Source organism: Corallococcus sp. AB045 (assembly GCF_003668895.1).
GTDB classification, from domain to species: domain Bacteria; phylum Myxococcota; class Myxococcia; order Myxococcales; family Myxococcaceae; genus Corallococcus; species Corallococcus coralloides.
The window spans coordinates 1-15,607 of the sequence record NZ_RAWN01000011.1 but is presented as its reverse complement, the minus strand read 5'-3'; the positions used below and the strand labels follow the sequence as shown (position 1 = coordinate 15,607).

The following is a 15,607-nucleotide window of genomic DNA, read 5'->3' as shown; positions in this document are numbered from 1 at the left end:
CCCCACGAAGAGGGCAGCCCCTGGCGTGGAGGGGTGCCACTGACGGTAGGCTGTGTCGCACCATGGCTCGCCGCAAGAAGGCCGAAGAAACCTCCGCGCGCGTGCGCAACCTGCTCGCCCTCGACGCCGCGGGCATCATGCGCCGGCTGGCCGCACGCCGGGAGGACATGTTCCTCCTCTTCTCCCGCCTGCGCAGCCGCGACCCGCTGGTGGAGACGGTGGCCTCGCGCTACGCGGACGGCGCCTTCGCCCAGCTCATCCACCTGACCGAACAGGAGCAGGCGGTGGTGGACCACTTCTACGGGCGACTGGACGAGCTGCGCTGGTACTTCACCTATACCGAGGACATGCCCGGCACCGCGCACCAGACCTTCGGCGCGCTGCACCGCCGCCTGGAGGAGAGCTACCGCCTGTTCGTGGAGACCCTGGGCCTGCCCGTCCAACCCGACGGTGTGCGCGTGGTGAACGCGGAGGCCGTGCGCCAGGAGGACACGGCCACGGAAGGAGCGCCCGTGGCGCTCGCCCCGCTGCCTCGCCGCCGCCGCGCGCCGCCCGCCTGACGCTAGGCCGCGGAGGCTTCCGCGCGGGCGTCCGCGGCCGACATCTCAGGCGCCGCGGGCTTCACCAGCCGCTTCATGGACGCCTTGCCCACGACGACGTCCACCATCTTCCGCGCGCGCGTCCAGACGCTCTCCTGCACGTAGGGGATGCCGTACTTCTCGCAGAGGGCGCGCACGTGCGGCTGCGCCTCGCGGTACTTCAGCATCGGCAGGTCCGGCCAGAGGTGGTGTTCAATCTGGTAGTTCAGCCACAGGTGGGCGTAGTCGTTGAGGTCGCCGCCCGTGCGGTAGTTCGCGCTGCCCACCACCTGCTGCACCATGCGCTCCGCCTTGTTCGCGGGCGCGGAGTCGAAGCGGTACAGGTCCTCGCCGGTGTGGTTGGGGCCCACCACGAAGAACGTGTGCAGGTTGGTGACGACGTCCGCCAGCACGGAGTTGCAGAACACGCTGAAGGCCGCCCACGGCGACACCAGCAGGAACGCCGCCGGGTACAGCCCGAAGAAGACGGTCGCGTACGGCACGTAGCAGCGCGTGAAGAGCTCCCACAGCTCCGCGCGCGTCAGCGCCCCACCCTCGCGCCGGCCCTTGCGGCGCAGCGAACCCAGCGTCTCCGGCGCGTAGTAGCTCGCGCGCCAGGTGACGGCCAGGAGCGCCAGCTGCACGTAGCGCAGGGCCAGCGGCCGGCTGGTGCCACGCAGCGAGCCCTCCGCGTTGCGCTCCAGCAGGTCCGGATCCGCATCCTCGCCGGTGTGCGAGTGGTGCAGCACGTTGTGCTCGAAGACCCACGCCTCCGGCAGCATCCAGTCCAGCCAGTCCACGAACCGGCGGTTGCCCTTCGCGAAGCCCTTGCTGGTGCGCGACGCGGGCAGGCCCGGCACCCGGTCATAGCCCCGGTGCCCCACGTGGTGCATCAGCAGCCAGCGCGTGGAGCGGCCCAGGCCCAGCGCCACCGCGGAGAGCGGGTTGGGGGCAATCCACGCCGTGGCCACGCCCAACACCGACGCGACCTTCCCCCAGCGCTCCATCTTCCGCAGGTGCGCCGCGTCCGCCTCTCCCAGGTTCGCGTCCAGCCGGGCGCGCAGTTCCTTCAGCTCCCGGTAGAAGCCCTCCACGTCCACGGAGGCCAGGTCGAAATCGGGGGCAGCGCGGGACATGCGAAGGGACTCCTCGGGAGCGGGACGGGGACCACGGCCAATGCGGGCCGCACCGTAGCCTCCGCCCGCGCTCACGCAAAGCGTCACGTCCCGCTCACCCGCTCGCCGGGCGACGGGGCAGCACCAGCTTCGCGACGAGCACCTGCAGCACGTCACCCTTCTGGTTGCGCGTCTCGCTGCGCACGGTGGCGATGCCCCGGTCCGGCCGCGTGCGTGAGGGAGTCACCTCCAGCACCTCGCTCTCCACGTGAAGGACGTCCCCCGGGCGCGTCGGCCTGGGCCAGCGGATGTCCCCGCCCGCCCCCACGATGCCGCCCTTGAAGGGCAGTCCGCTCTGGACGTTGAGCTTCATGGTGATGGCGGCCGTGTGCCAGCCGCTCGCCGCCAGCCCTTCGAACAGCGTGTCCTTCGCCGCGGCGTCGTCCAGATGGAAGCCCTGCGGGTCGAACTCCCGCGCGAAGGCGACGATCTGCGCCGCGTCCAGCGTGTGCGTGCCGCTGATGAACTTCTGCCCCACGGACAGGTCGTCCAGGAACAGCTCCCGGCGCCCGCCCTCTTCCGTCGATGCCATGCCCGCGTCCCTCCGGGACGGATGTCCGTCCAGATTATGAGCATAATCCGTCCAGACCCGGGCCGCTCGTCCGGATGCCAGTGTTCTCCAGGGCGCACGGGGGGCCGTCGGCGGGTCGAGCCGGACGCCGAACGTTGAACATCGCGCGACCGCGCCGTTCGACACGCGCCGAAACAACCAGCGCCCGCGGCCCGTGGAGTATGAGCAGTGCGTGCTTTTCTCCTGCTTCCGCCATCACCTGTCCGTCCTCGCCCTGGCCCTGACGGGCCTGGGGGCCCCCATGGCCCACGCTGACGAGGACCTGCCCGCGTCCACCTCCCTACGCTCCCAGGTCGGAGACGTGACGGTGGAGGGCGCGAACAAGACGCGGTCCTCGACGGTGCGCTCGTTCGGACAGGTGGGCGTGGGCGACGAGGTGGACAGCGAGGAGCTTGAGAAGGTGGAGCGGCGCCTTCTGGCCACAGGCCTCTTCCAGGATGTCCGTGTCAGCACCGAGCCGATGCCCGACGGGCGCGTGCGGCTGGTGCTGCGCGTGAAGGACAAGGCGTCGTGGGTGGTGGCCCCCACGGTGGCGCTGTCCTCCGCGAACACCGGCGGCGGGCTGCTCTACGCGGAGAACAACCTGGGCGGCCGCGCGAAGAAGTTCGCCGTCGCGGCGCAGGTGAGCACCGGCGAGAGCGGCCTGTACGTGGGCTTCCTGGATCCGATCCTCTTCGGCCTGCCGCAGCTCAAGTTCAGCCTGGAGGGACAGCTCAAGAGCGACCGCGTGGACGAGTACAGCATGGACGCCAGCGAGGACGACCCGGAGGTCCTCCGGCGCACGCGCTTCAACTCCGCGTCCATCAGCTCCGAACTGGGCGTCATCCTCTTCGAGCGCGTGCGCGCGGCGGCCAAGTACCGCCTGTCCAGCATCGACGCGAAGACTCCGGATCCGGAGATGCCGGTGACGACGCCGCCGTTCTCCACCGGCCCCGCCATGCGAGACACGTCGCTGCGCCTCATGGTGGGCCTGGACACGCGCCAGACGCTGCACGCGGTGACGGAGGGGCTCAACCTGGAGGCCTCCTACGAGGTGTCCACCCCGGACGTGTGGAGCGAGTTCGACTACCGCAAGTTCGGCCTCCTCTACCGCCACGGCATCCGCTTCTTCTCGGAGAACAACCTGGTGCTGCGCGGAGAGCTGGTCCTGGGCACGGACCTGCCCTTCCACCAGGAGCTGGTGATGGGCGGCAACACGCTGCGCGGCTTCCAGTACCGGCAGTTCCGCGGCGACAGCCGGCTCACCTTCACGGCCGAGTACCACTTCCCCCTCTTCAAGGTGCAGTCGCTGGCCTTCCGGGGCGTCGCCTTCTCCGACACGGGTGCCGTCGCGTGGCAGGAGGTGGCCGAGGATGGGCTCCTGCTCGACGCCAACGGGCGCGTCATCCGCAACTACCTGCGGCAGACGATCACGGGCCAGAACCCCATCACCCTGGCCCAGGGCGTGGGCGGGGGCCTGCGGCTCTACCTCAACAACGTCGTGCTGCCCCTGTTGGGCGTGGACGTCGCCTACGCCGTCAACTCCGGCCAGGTGCGCTTCTACCTCGTGGCCGGAGTCACGCCCTCCTGAGGCGGTCCGCTAGCCGGCGCGGGCAGCGCTCGCGTCCTCTGCCGGATCAGGCTCCGGAGGCAGCACCACGCCAGGCCACGCCTCCGGCGGCAGGTCCAGGCTGAACGGCGGCGACTCGCCGCGCACCGTCCACCAGAGCGCCTTGTCCGCGCACAGCGCCTGCGCGATGCGACCGGACGTCGTGCGGACGCGCTCCACGACGGCCTGGTGCTCCTCGGGCGTCTGCGCCTCCAGCATCGCGACCACGTTGTCCCAGACGCGCTGCCGCCACACGATGAGCATCTGCATCACCGTCCGCTCCACCACGGGGCGGCTGAAAGGCACGCGCAGCAGCAGCCGCGTGGACGCGCACCGGTAGCGCTCCGCGAGCAGGTCCACGCACTCCGGAATGCATGAGCGGAGGATCTCGTTCACGTGGAAGTAGTCATGCCGGTAGCGCGCCATGCGGCGTGCATCCGCCGGCGGCGACTGGTGGGCGATGTTGTCGTAGACGACCATTCCCAGGTCGTGGTTGATGTGGGCGCTCACGCCCAGCAGCGCGTCCTGGTACGGCTGGGTGAGGCGCTGGGCCGGGTAATGCGTCGCGAAGCGCCACGCCGCGGTGGGCAGCGGCAGGTTCTTCAGCGAGTCCCTGACGGCGATGAGCGCCTCCTCCGCGAAGCGGCCCGTCAGGTGCGACAGCCACTCGGGTTCCAGGAAGCCGCCCGCGTCCTCGCGGCTCAGCAGGTGGACGACCTTCCGCGTAACGATGGCGTAGATGTCCAGGAAGATGGCGCGTGAGTCATCCCGCGCGTTCAACCGGGCGAGGATCTTCTCCAGCCCCTCCAGCGCCTCCTCCGCGTTGACCGGATTCCAGAGCACGTCATCCAACCGGATGGGCCCCTGCGCATCTGGGGCCTTTGTCTCGTGGAGGTGAAGTTTCTGGGGGCGCTGCGACCGCTGAGCCGAGGGGGAGGCCGGTGAAACATTCATGGAATGACGCTCCGCAGGGTGGGGGAACGACTTCGCATGAAAGCTTATATCAACCGGTACTTCCTGTGACACCCGCCCACTCCGGGAGGGATGGGTTGTTTCACGAGACCCCCGCGTGTTGACACTCACGCGGGGGTCAATGTCACACCGGTGTCAAACTCAGGGCGCGGTGCCCTCACTGACAGTGCCACCCGTCTTGCCCAGGACGTACTTCGCCAGCGACAGGGCGTTGTTCTCGTCGACGAGGGACTCGTAGGTGGGCATCTGCGTGCCGGGCTTGAAGGACTCGGGGTTGCGGATCCACTTCGCCACCTCCTCCGGGGCCTTGCCCTTGGCGCCCTGGAGCTTGGCCTCGAAGGCCTTGCCGGGGGCGTGGCAGGTGGCGCAGCCCAGGGAGCTGAACATCTTCTCCGGATCAGCGGAGGGCTCCGCCTTGGGACGGCCACCGGTGGGCGGCGGCACGACCGTGTCGTTGGGCTTCATGGAGCGCAGGAAGGTGTAGAGGGCCGCGAGCTCCACGTCGTCCGCGTAGCGGTACTTGGGCATGGGCGGGCGCAGGATGTAGCCGCCCGGCGTCACGCCCGTGATCATGGCGTGCTTGAACTCCTCCAGCGTCCACTTGCCGATGCCGGCCGTCTCGCTGACGGTGATGTTGGGCGACAGCAGCTTGCCCTCGCCGCCCAGCGGCGTCAGGTCGAACTCGAAGCCGCCGCTCAGCACCGTGTCCGGGTGCTGCAACTTCACGGCGCTGCCGTCGAAGCCCGGCGAGTGGCAGAAGACGCAGTCGTAGACGCTGCCGGCCAGGTAGCGGCCGTACTCCACGGAGTCCGCCGCCTTCGCGGGCACGGGCACCGGCTCCGTGCGGCCCTTGTCGTTGATGCCCATGGCGAACGCGAACACCATCCGGCCCGGGGGCGTCAGCTCGGAGCGCGGCGGCTGGGACGTCTCCGGCGCGAAGTCCGGGTGCCCGGAGCGCATGAAGCCGATGACCGCCGCGATGTCCTTGTCACCCATGTTGGGGAACGCGGGCATGGGACGGAAGTGGTGGCTCTTGTCGATGCCGTTGATCACCATCCGGGCGATCTCCTGGTCCGTCCAGGCCCCCACGCCCTTCTCCATGTCGGAGGTGATGTTCGCGGAATAGAACGTGCCCAGATCTGGCGGGAAGTCGTGCATCCGGCCGCCCACGGGCTTGGTGTTGCCACCGCCCGCGTGACACTCCGCGCACACCGCGCGGAACACCTGCTCACCGCGGGCAATGCCCTCCGGCGAGCTGTCGCGCGTGATGTTGGGCAGCGCGACATAGTCATACGTCTTGTTGATCTTGTGGCTGGCCACGCCCATGGCGGTACCCGCGCCAATCAGGACCAGGGCGACCAACGCACCAATGGCGATCAGGATCTTCTTCATCATGGGGAACGCTTCTCCGGATGAACGGGAACGGCACACGGCGCTCCGTCTGCTCCACGGGAAGGAGTGGACAGCAGCGCCGGTGTTGGAACGGGTGAGGCGGCTACTGGCCCGGCAGGCAGGTGCTGGGCGGGGGAATCTGGGGCGTCGTGGATGGCGTCTTGCTGTACATCTGGAGGCCGGCGAACGTCACGCTGCCCGGGGCCACGGGAAGATCCAGCGGCTGGAGCACCCACGGGCGCCCTTCCGGGTCGCTCGTGGTGGTGTCCTTCGCTTCGTAGTGGACCACCGGCGGCGGCCCCATCGGCGGCTGCGGCAGCGGCGCGTGGACGACGGCGACGAGGCCCAGGGAGCTGTTGGGCGCCGGAGTCCCCCCCGGAGCCACCGGCGGGATGAAGAAGCCGCGCGTGGACTGCAGCCCCGCCAGCGGCGGCGGCAGCGGGGTGCCCGGGGGCGCCCACTCGATGTTCAGCACGCGGCCCGCGCTGGCCTCCACGGTGGTGTTCGCCGCCGGCACGCGGAAGACGGGGAAGCCCGGCCGGTACAGCCAGAACACCGTCACGCCGCCGAAGCGGCCCGGGTTGATCAGGTCCGCCACCGTGGTGGGCGTGCCCTCGAAGGACAGATACTTCGCGACCGCCTCCAGGATGCCCTTGTCGCTCATCTGCAGGGCCTCCAGGCCCACGCAGGCGCTGTGCGCGGGCACCACCGGCCGCACCGTCAGCGTGGGCACGTAGTTGCCCGCCGGCACGGGCTGCAGCGTCAACATCGGCGGCGGCAGCGGCATCACGGCGTTGTTGGCGAGCGCGGCCTGCGGCCCCCCCAGCGACAGCACGAAGTACGGCGCGCCCCGGCGCGTGGGCACCTTGTCCAGGGTCCAGACACCGTTGGGGTCCGACGGCGCGACCACGCCGGCTTCCGCGAGCACCTGGCCCGTGGCGCTGTCCAGCAGGGAGATGGGCGCGTTCTGCACCACCGCGCGCTGCAACAGCGGGCTGAACTCCGCGTACAGCGGCGGCAGCTGGCACTGCTCGGGCGTTGGCGCGCAGCCGGCCAGGTTGAAGAAGTAGGCCTCCGGGTCCACGGTGAAGCCGGTCAGCCGGGAGGTGAGGCCCTCCGGCTCGCGGTTTTCATACGTGGGGCGCGGCGTGAAGGTGGACGCCGAGGGGTTGTTGGATTCCTGGCAGCCGGCGTTCAGCAGGGCCGCGCCGAGGAGCGTTCCGACGAAGAGAGCTCTGTGCATGGCGGGTTGCGTCCCCTACTTCGCGGGGAGGATGTGGCTGGCGGGAAGCTGATCGCCGCCGTGGCAGGTCTGCGCGCAGTTGCCGAACTTGCTGGGCGTGCCGCGCTGTTTGAAGGCGATCTGGAAGAACTCGTCCCCGTGCTGCGAGATGTGGCACGAGCCGCACAGCGACAGGCTGGGCCGCTCCGTGCTCTTGCGCGTCAGGTGGCACACGGTGCAGTCCGCGCGGTTGGCCGGATAGCTGGGCGAGTTCATGTGGATGCGGTGCACCATCTCCTGCGTGCGGCCCACCGTGTCCGTGTCGTAGTGGTGGCAGACCTTGCAGCTCTCGATGTGGTCCACCGACAGGCCGTGGCGCAGGTTGTCCAGCGACAGCACGCCGCGGTGGCAGAGCTGGCAGTTGCCCACGTTGCCCGGGTACGTCGTCGGCTCGTCCTGGCCCACCTGGAAGAAGAACGGGTTCAACTTGGCGACGCGCTCCCCCAGGGACGCGCGGTTGAACTTCACCAGCGCCACGTAGGTGCCCGGCTTCGCGTTCGCGGGCAGCGTGAACGTCTGGCGGGTGGGCCACTTGTAGTCGATGAGGCCCGGCGTCAGCCCCGTGAGCGTGGCGTCATCCAGCATCGCGAACGGGAACGGCCGGGCGAAGAACTGGGGCTTGTCGCTGGGGTTGCCCAGCACCTTCAGGTCCTGGATGGGACCGGCGATGGCCACGTTGGAGATGGAGTCGTTCTCCCCGACGGTCGCGATGACGTTGGGGACGAAGGTCTGGATGCCGTTGGACTGGCCGGCGATGATCTCCCGCGCGCTGGGCAGCAGGTCGCGCGAGTGCAGGTGCGCGCCCGCGCTGTCGCGCAGGTCCACGTAGACGCTCACGTCCTCGCCGGGCTTGTAGAAGCTGCCCTCCTTCGGAGGCGAGAACACCAGCCGCGAGTCCAGGCCCGGGCTGCACTGCACCGGGTTGCCGGCGTCGTCGGTGCAGGTGGACGGGCGGTCATCCGGGATGATGTACGTGACGGGGAAGAAGAACGGCTTGTCCGGCAGCTGGCTCCAGGTGGCCTTGAGCGCGCCGGGACCCGACAGGCGCGGCACGCGCAGCACCTTGAAGGGGTTGGTGCTGCCCACCCAGTCCACGCGCGCGATGGTGCGCGTGATGGCGCTCTGGTCCAGGCCGCCCGCGAAGCCCGTCACGGTGCCGGGGTCCTTGTCGCCGGGGAAGCGCGGCGGCTTCAGGTTCTCCGACCGCCAGGAGAAGCGGCTGTGGCCGGCGTAGGGTGAGGAGGCCAACAGCTCCGAGCGCAGGTAAGTCTGGCTCGCGCGCGGGGTGCCCGTCTCGTCCAGCACCTCCACGGTGATGGTGTCGTCCTTCACCTTCTGCCAGTTCGCGTTGCCGAACTGCACCTCGCGGGTCCAGCAGTCCTCCACGGCGCCCGCGAGGCTGTAGAAGCTCCACTCGTCCGGACCCTGGTTGACGTTGGTCCAGTCCAGGCCCGCGAACACGGACTCGTTCTTGATCCACCCCAGCGCGGCGGTCTGGTCGTTGGGGTTGTTGTGCTGGTTGACCACGGTCTCCGACACGGAGAACTGGTTCAGGAAGTACTGGGTGTCCGACAGAATCTGCAGCGTCCCAGTAGGAGGCGACAGCGTCAGCGGGTTCTGCCCGAGCGGCGTGATGCACATGTCCGGGTACGAGCCGGTCACGCTGTTCTTCGCCACCATCTGCCCGTTGGGCAGGAAGGCGCAGCCGTTGATGTACTGGAGGCTCAGCCGGATCGCTCCGGAGTTGAGGCCCTGGTACGGGTCGAACCGCTTGGCACCGCGGCCCGTGGTGGACCCCTCGTCGTCAGTGACCTTGAGGAGGTTGCAGGACAGCAGGGGCACCAACAGGGCGCACCACGCGCTCTTCAGCAGGATTGAGCGGTTCATGGAAGACGAGGCCGGGGGAAGTCAGGGGGAGGAAAGGGAGCAGGTATCCTCACGCGCGGGCCCACGCGACCCACCCTTCCCGACGCCGCCAACGCTCCGCATCGCGGAGACGGTGAGGCTTGGGAAGGGTTGGGAGGAGAACACCTCATCGGTTCGAACTGACCACATTATGAGAGTCCGCGCAATTCGTGGACTCCAGATCGCGCAGGCGGATGGAGCCCCGCGGGCGGGTGACTCAGGGCGTCGGACTAGAGGCTGAGGCCGGCGGACAGGAGCAGCGCGAAGACGAGCCCCAGCGCCGCCGTCTTCCCCAGGTGGGGGTTGAGCGCACCGCCATCCTCACGCCAGATGGCGCGGATCTGCCTCACCGCGAGCGGCAGGGCCGGCAGCGTGAAGAGCCAGGCCCGGCCGTGCTCGGGCATGAGCAGCCAGGCCGCTACCGGGAGCGCGAACGCGCCCCCCACCGCCACCGTGTACTCCCAACGCCCGAAGCGTTGGCCGAAGCGCACCACCAGCGTGCGCTTGCCGGCGACCACGTCCGTCTCGCGGTCGCGCAGGTTGTTCACCGCGAGGATGCCGGCGGAGAACAACCCCATGGACAGCCCCGCCAGCAGCACGGCCGGCGTGACGTGGTGGGTGAGCACGACGTAGCTGCCGCTCACCCCCAGCAGGCCGAAGATGATCAGCACCAGCACGTCCCCCATCCCCAGGTAGCCCAGGGGGATGGGGCCCGCGGAGTAGAGGACCGCGCCCGCCAGACAAAAGGCGCCGCCCGCGAACACCGTCCAGCCCTCCGCCCGGGTCAGCAGCAGCAGCGCCAGCGACGAGCCGGCGAACGCCAGCGCCGCGGCCGTCGCCACCTCACGCGCGGTGAGCCAACCCTTCTGCGTGACGCGCGCGGGCCCCAGGCGCGCCTCGGTGTCCGCGCCCCGCTCGAAGTCCGCGTAGTCGTTCACCAGGTTGCTCACGATCTGCATGAGCACGAAGCCCACCAGGAACGTGAGCGCCGGAGCGAGCCGCCATTGCCCCTCCGCGTTGGCGAAGGCCCACCCCAGCACCGTGGGCGCGATGGAGGCCGTCAACGTCTTGGGTCGCAGCGCGAGCCACCAGACGCGGGCCAGCGAGGGCTTGGCTTCGACCGCGACACTCGACGAAGGGAGACTCGAAGTGGTCATGGATGTCCGGGGGAGGGCAGCAGGCGCACGGTAAAGCTACAGGCCCGTGAACCGCAAGAGGAGCCAATGATTCACATCGGTTCTCCTCATGTATCACCTGTCGCAAGCCTCCACGCTCCGTCGCAGACGCAGTGTGTCGACAAGTCCGCCCGGCCTCGATGCGACACAAAGGCAGACGCCAGTCCTATTTCGGGAAAATTCGAGAACAATCAGAAATACCAGTTATCCCTGCCTGCTGGATGCTAGAAGGGGGCCATGAACCCGACCTCCTTCCCTTCCTCCCCTCCCCTTTCGAGCCGGAGCACCCTGACGGTGCTGGGCGCGTTCGTGCTCGCACTCGCCGGCTGTCATCCGGTGCTCTCCATCGAGGATGCGCGCTCGCGCTCCAACGGCTCGGAGGTGACGGTGGAGGGCTCGGTGACCGTGGCTCCCGGCACGTTCTCCTCCGCCCTGGGCGACGAGGGCTTCGCCATCCAGGACGACACCGGCGGCATCTACGTCAAGCTGGAGGAGAAGCTGTCCTTCGGGCTGGGGGCCCGGGTGCGCGTCACCGGCACGCTGGACGAGCAGAACATGCTGCGCATCCTCAAGAGCGTGCCCGCGGACGTGGACCTGAAGTCGGGCACGGAGCAGGTGTCACCCAAGGGAGTCACCACCGGCGGCGTGAGCGAGTCCGTGGAAGGCCAGCTGATCCGCGTGAGCGGCGCGATCACCCAGGCGTTCCAGGACGACTCGCCCTACGGCTACAAGCTCTACATCGACGACGGCACCGGCGAGGTGCAGGTGTTCGTCCACGTGTCCGCCGGCTTCGACAAGGCCGCGCTCCAGGCCCTCACCGTGGGACAGAGCATCGCCGTAGTGGGGCTCGCCGCGCAGTATGAGGCGACCTACGAGGTGGCGCCCCGCATGCCGAGCGACCTCTCGGTGCAGAACGCCGCGCCCTGACAGCAGGCAGGCGCCCCTGGGTATGTAGCACCCCAGACGCCAGCCGCACGGTCCGCGGGCCGTTGGCTTTCGTGCAGCGCTCCGGATGTGTGCCTGGGAGCGGATGCACGAAAGCCAACGCGAGACTGGCAAGCGGACAGGCGGGCAGGTTCCAAGCTCACGGGCAGTGCCAATCCATCCGGGTCCCTGGCGGACGAACGAGGGCTGGCATGGACGGACTTCGAGGAACAGCAGCGGTCTTGCTCGCGTGCGCGGGCCTGTGGGCTCCGGGCACCACGTGGGCACAGGCACCCGACGAGGACGACTCCGGCGACGTGATGTCGGAGGAGAAGCTGGAGGCACTGCTCGACACGCCGACGGCGCAGCCCTCCCAGGACGAGGTGACGGCGGAGTCCTTCGGGCCGGAGCGGCTTTCGACCTACTTCGCGGAAGGCCTGCTGGCGAAGGCGAAGGCGGAGTTCGACCGCGGCCGGTACAAGTCCGCGCGGGCGCTGCTCGCGACGGAGTCTCCCCCTTCCCTCCCCGGCCGCTTCCTCCAGGCGCAGAGCGCGTTCCTCGCGCGCGACTTCGCGACCGCCGCCGCGGAGTTCACCGCGCTCGCGGAGGACTACGTCCCGTTGCGTGACCACTGCCTGATGAAGGCCGCGCAGTCGCATGAGCGGCTGCGCAAGCCGCTGCGCGCGGCGGAGCAGTATGGCGCGGTGAGCCCCAGCTCCCCGCTCTATCCGGAGGCCCGCTTCACCATGGCGCGCGTGCTCAAGCGCCAGCTGAAGATCCCCGAGGCGCTGGCGGCGCTCCAGGAGTTCATCGACAACCGGCAGGCCCGCGGACCGGACGCGCTGCGCATGAAGGCGCTGCTCGCGTACTGCGACCTGGCGCGCGCGCAGGGCATGTACAACGCCGAGCACCGCGCGCTGCTGGAGGTCTGGGCCACCGCGCCCCTGTCGCCGGAGGCGGACCGCGCGAAAGCCCTGCTGCGCGATTTGCCCCTGCCCATGAAGTGGCGCGTGCGCCGCGCGGAGGCGCTGGTGGAGCTGCACCAGAACGTCCCGGCCATGAACATGCTGGCCCGCTCGGGGCCCCGCACGGAGCTCCCGGACGAGCTGGCCTGCCGCGCCCAGCTCACCCTGGGCCGCGCGCTGCGCAAGGAGCGTCAGCACCGCCGCGCCATCCAGGTGCTGGAGCCGGTGGCGCGCGAGTGCCAGTCGCCCGAGCAGCGGCCGCAGGCGCTCTACCTGCTCGCCTATTCGCAGTCCGTGGTGCAGCCGGAAGCGGCGGTGGAGACGTACGCCACGCTGGCGCGCGACTACCCGGAGCACGGCTACGCGGACGACGCGCTGTTCTTCGAGGCCTGGACGCAGCAGCGCCTGGGCCGCGCGGACGAAGCGCTGGAGAACTACGAGGCGCTGGCGAAGCGCTACCCCGCCGGCAACTTCGCCGCCGAGGCCCTCTTCCGCGCCTTCTGGCTGCACCAGCGCAAGGGCGAGACGCAGCCGGGCCTGGCGTCGCTGATGTCGGTGGAGCAGCTGCCGGAGTCCGCACGCACCGACGACGCCCTCTGGCGCGCGCGCTACTGGCAGGCGCGAGTCCAGGAGAACGCCGGAGCGCTGGACGCGGCGCTCGCGCGCTACGAGCTCATCGCCACCGAGCGCCCCACGGCCTGGTACGGGCTGCTGTCCCGCACGCGGCTGGCGCAGCACGCGCCGGAGCGGCTGGCGCGGTTGACGGAGACCGCCGCGCAACCGGCGATGGCGAAGAGCGTGAACACCGCCGCGCCGGCCAACGACGAGGTCTGGCCCCTGCCGCCGGGCCCGCTCCAGAAGGATGCGCGCTTCGCGGCGGGCGTGGAGCTCTTGCGCCTGGGACAGCCGGGCGTGGTGGAGGAACTGCTCGCGGTGGACACGCGCGGCCTGGCGGAGGCGCCCGCGCGGCTGCTCTACCAGACCATGCGCCGCACCGGCCGGGGCCGGGCCACGCGGCAGGTGGCGCGCGTGACGCTGCGCCAGGAGGCCGCCGGGCCGCTCAGCGCCGCGTCCCGTCCGGTGTGGGAGGCGACGTGGCCGCTCGCGTTCCGGCCGCTCATCCAGAGCTATTCGAAGGCCGCTCGCGTGGACCCCGACCTCCTGCAGGGCCTCATCCGCGAGGAGAGCCGGTTCAACCCGCGCGCACGTTCGTCCACTGGCGCGCTGGGGCTCGCGCAGCTCATGCCCACGACGGCCCAGGCGGTGGCGGACTCGCTCAAGCTGGCGTCGTTCGAGATGTCGTCGCTGCTCCAGCCCGCGCAGAACATCCGGCTGGGGGCGGCGTACCTGGGCTCGCTGCTCAAGCACTTCGACGGCAACCCCGCCTACGCGGTGGCCGCCTACAACGCGGGCCCCGCGGCGGTGGAGCGCTGGCGCAAGGCCCTGCCCCAGGCGGAGCTGGACGAGTGGGTGGAGCACATCGCCTTCGACGAGACCCGCGACTACGTGAAGCGCGTGCTCAGCAGCTACAGCGCCTACAAGCTGCTCTACGCCAACGAAGTCCCCGCCTCCTTCGCGCCGGCCCGCAAGGCGCCGCTGGAGGCCGCGCGCACGCCCACGTTGAGCCCCGCCACGGGAGTGGGTGGCAGCGGCCGGAACGCGGCGACGCCCACGTCCTCCCTCTCCGGGAGACGCTAGCGGCTCACGCCGGACGGGAAGCACATCCCCGCCCGGCGCGGTCGTGACTACTTCACGCCCTTGGGCTGGGTGATGGACTCGGAGCGGATGGTGTACTCGCCGGCGATGGCGTTCGTGTCGATGCCCGTGAAGTGACGGTACGGGTACGCGCCATCCGCGACGGTCTCGATGAACTCCACCGAGTCACCGGTGACGGACTTGCCGTTGATGTCCACGGTGAAGGTGTTCTTCTCCGAGTCCAGGCGCCACACGCACGCGCCGACGTTCGTCTCCGCGGAGCCGGTGGACAGCCCGTCGATGTCGTAGTCGTTCAGGAAGTGCTGGTGCATCTCCGCCCAGCGCAGGAAGTCCCGCCAGTTGGTGAAGGTGATCATCAGCCCGGCCGGCTGGGGGCTGGAGCCCTGGAGCACGCCGCCCCGGTAGATGTTCATCTTGTACGCGGAGCCGCCCGGCGAGCCCGTGAACGTGGGCAGGATGTTGACCGTGTTCGCCTCGCGGCCCGGCGTCACCTTCAGCGTGCTGACGACCTGGTCGCCATCACGCGCGGACAGCTGGTAGCCGCCCTGCGCCCCCAGGCTCATCGCCACGCGCTGATCCCACTTCACGGCCTGCGTGAAGCCGCTGGAGACGCCGTCCTTCTGGGTCGTGAGGTTGGACACCGCCAGCCCGTCCGCGGCGGAACCCAGCCTCGCGCGGCCCAGCGCGCAGCTCGTGATGCCGTCGAACTTGTTCACGCACTGGGACGCCGCGGCTTCCTGCGCGCCCAGGGAACCGGAAGCCTGGCCGTCGTCGGCACCGCCCGCGCAACCCGTGATGCTCAGCAGCACGGAAGCCAGCAGGGAACCCGTGATCTTCAAATGCATCCGCTACCTCATGGTGTGGGGTGGACTGCCCGCGGCCCTACTGCACCCCTCGCGCCAAGACCCGGAGTCTGTCTGTTTTCACTCGTGTCATTCATTGATTGAGAAAATGGAGTAGCGCCGGGCGTCACATGAAACATGTGATTTGTAGCAAGCCGGGTCTCACACGGAGCGTCAGGACGTCGCACTCATGGGCCCGGTTTTGAAACGGGGATTCAGGGGATGAACCGGACGCGGGCGGAACTTTGCCGTGACGCACAACTCCTCAGGGGGTTCGGCGGATAATCTGGGGAGCGCGGTTCCTCCCCCCGGACACCCCACCATGGCCTCGAAGATCAACGACAGCTCGCGTCCCCTCACCTCCGTCTCGCGGCTGTCCTCGCAGGACGCCCGGACGACGGAGACGAAGTCCCGGAACCGCCCCCTTGCGTTCAAGGACGGCTTCGAGTCCTCCAGCAGCACGCGTCCCGCGCCCGGCCAGCTGCCGCGGCTGCCCGCGCCCCCTCCCATCCTGGGGCTGCC

General features: G+C 69.7%; 12 protein-coding genes and 1 pseudogene. 5 read left to right on the top strand and 8 right to left on the bottom strand.

Annotation, left to right across the window (positions count from 1 at the left end):
• Positions 1-62 precede the first annotated feature (62 nt).
• The gene (locus tag D7Y21_RS04360; protein ID WP_120567794.1) at positions 63-560 is read left to right on the top strand and encodes a hypothetical protein; all 498 of its coding nucleotides are present in this window, start codon (positions 63-65) and stop codon (positions 558-560) included.
• A gap of 2 nt (positions 561-562) precedes the next feature.
• Here the strand turns inward: D7Y21_RS04360 and D7Y21_RS04355 are convergent, their stop codons facing one another.
• Together D7Y21_RS04355 and D7Y21_RS04350 are read right to left on the bottom strand one after the other, a co-directional pair.
• Positions 563-1,714 (bottom strand): fatty acid desaturase, encoded by a 1,152-nt coding sequence (locus D7Y21_RS04355; RefSeq protein ID WP_120567795.1) that lies wholly within the window; start codon positions 1,712-1,714, stop codon positions 563-565.
• 94 nt (positions 1,715-1,808) lie between these two features.
• Positions 1,809-2,285 (bottom strand): MaoC family dehydratase, encoded by a 477-nt coding sequence (locus D7Y21_RS04350; RefSeq protein WP_120567796.1) that lies wholly within the window; start codon positions 2,283-2,285, stop codon positions 1,809-1,811.
• 211 nt (positions 2,286-2,496) lie between these two features.
• Here D7Y21_RS04350 and D7Y21_RS04345 point away from each other — a divergent pair, with 211 nt between their 5' ends.
• On the top strand, positions 2,497-3,894 hold the full coding sequence (locus D7Y21_RS04345) for a BamA/TamA family outer membrane protein (protein WP_370038095.1): 1,398 nt from the start codon (positions 2,497-2,499) through the stop codon (positions 3,892-3,894).
• Positions 3,895-3,903: 9 nt separating this feature from the next.
• On the opposite strand, the gene D7Y21_RS04340 is transcribed toward D7Y21_RS04345, so the two are convergent.
• The 5 genes from D7Y21_RS04340 to menA form a co-directional block, all read right to left on the bottom strand.
• Positions 3,904-4,755 (bottom strand): DUF5995 family protein, encoded by an 852-nt coding sequence (locus D7Y21_RS04340; RefSeq protein ID WP_147443415.1) that lies wholly within the window; start codon positions 4,753-4,755, stop codon positions 3,904-3,906.
• Between the two features lie 270 nt (positions 4,756-5,025).
• Positions 5,026-6,279, bottom strand: a complete 1,254-nt coding sequence (locus tag D7Y21_RS04335) for a c-type cytochrome (RefSeq protein WP_121711436.1) — start codon at positions 6,277-6,279, stop codon at positions 5,026-5,028.
• A gap of 100 nt (positions 6,280-6,379) precedes the next feature.
• On the bottom strand, positions 6,380-7,519 hold the full coding sequence (locus D7Y21_RS04330) for a hypothetical protein (protein WP_121711435.1): 1,140 nt from the start codon (positions 7,517-7,519) through the stop codon (positions 6,380-6,382).
• A 15-nt stretch (positions 7,520-7,534) separates the two neighbouring features.
• Positions 7,535-9,445 carry a hypothetical protein gene (locus tag D7Y21_RS04325; protein WP_121711433.1) on the bottom strand — a complete coding sequence of 637 codons (1,911 nt, stop codon included), beginning with the start codon at positions 9,443-9,445 and terminating at the stop codon, positions 7,535-7,537.
• Positions 9,446-9,693: 248 nt separating this feature from the next.
• Positions 9,694-10,620, bottom strand: coding sequence for a 1,4-dihydroxy-2-naphthoate octaprenyltransferase (menA, locus tag D7Y21_RS04320; protein WP_121711431.1), 927 nt, complete (start codon positions 10,618-10,620; stop codon positions 9,694-9,696).
• 255 nt (positions 10,621-10,875) lie between these two features.
• Between menA and D7Y21_RS04315 the strand changes: the two genes are divergently transcribed.
• Both D7Y21_RS04315 and D7Y21_RS04310 read left to right on the top strand, forming a co-directional pair.
• Positions 10,876-11,565, top strand: coding sequence for a DNA-binding protein (locus D7Y21_RS04315; protein WP_121711429.1), 690 nt, complete (start codon positions 10,876-10,878; stop codon positions 11,563-11,565).
• A 209-nt stretch (positions 11,566-11,774) separates the two neighbouring features.
• A complete protein-coding gene (locus tag D7Y21_RS04310; RefSeq protein ID WP_121711427.1) occupies positions 11,775-14,225 on the top strand; it encodes a transglycosylase SLT domain-containing protein in 2,451 nt (816 codons plus the stop codon).
• Between the two features lie 47 nt (positions 14,226-14,272).
• Here D7Y21_RS04310 and D7Y21_RS04305 read toward each other — a convergent pair whose 3' ends face one another.
• A complete protein-coding gene (locus tag D7Y21_RS04305) occupies positions 14,273-15,088 on the bottom strand; it encodes a hypothetical protein (RefSeq protein ID WP_199724661.1) in 816 nt (271 codons plus the stop codon).
• 319 nt (positions 15,089-15,407) lie between these two features.
• Here D7Y21_RS04305 and D7Y21_RS04300 point away from each other — a divergent pair.
• Positions 15,408-15,607 (top strand): annotated as a pseudogene (locus D7Y21_RS04300) (peptidase M28); the annotation flags it as partial.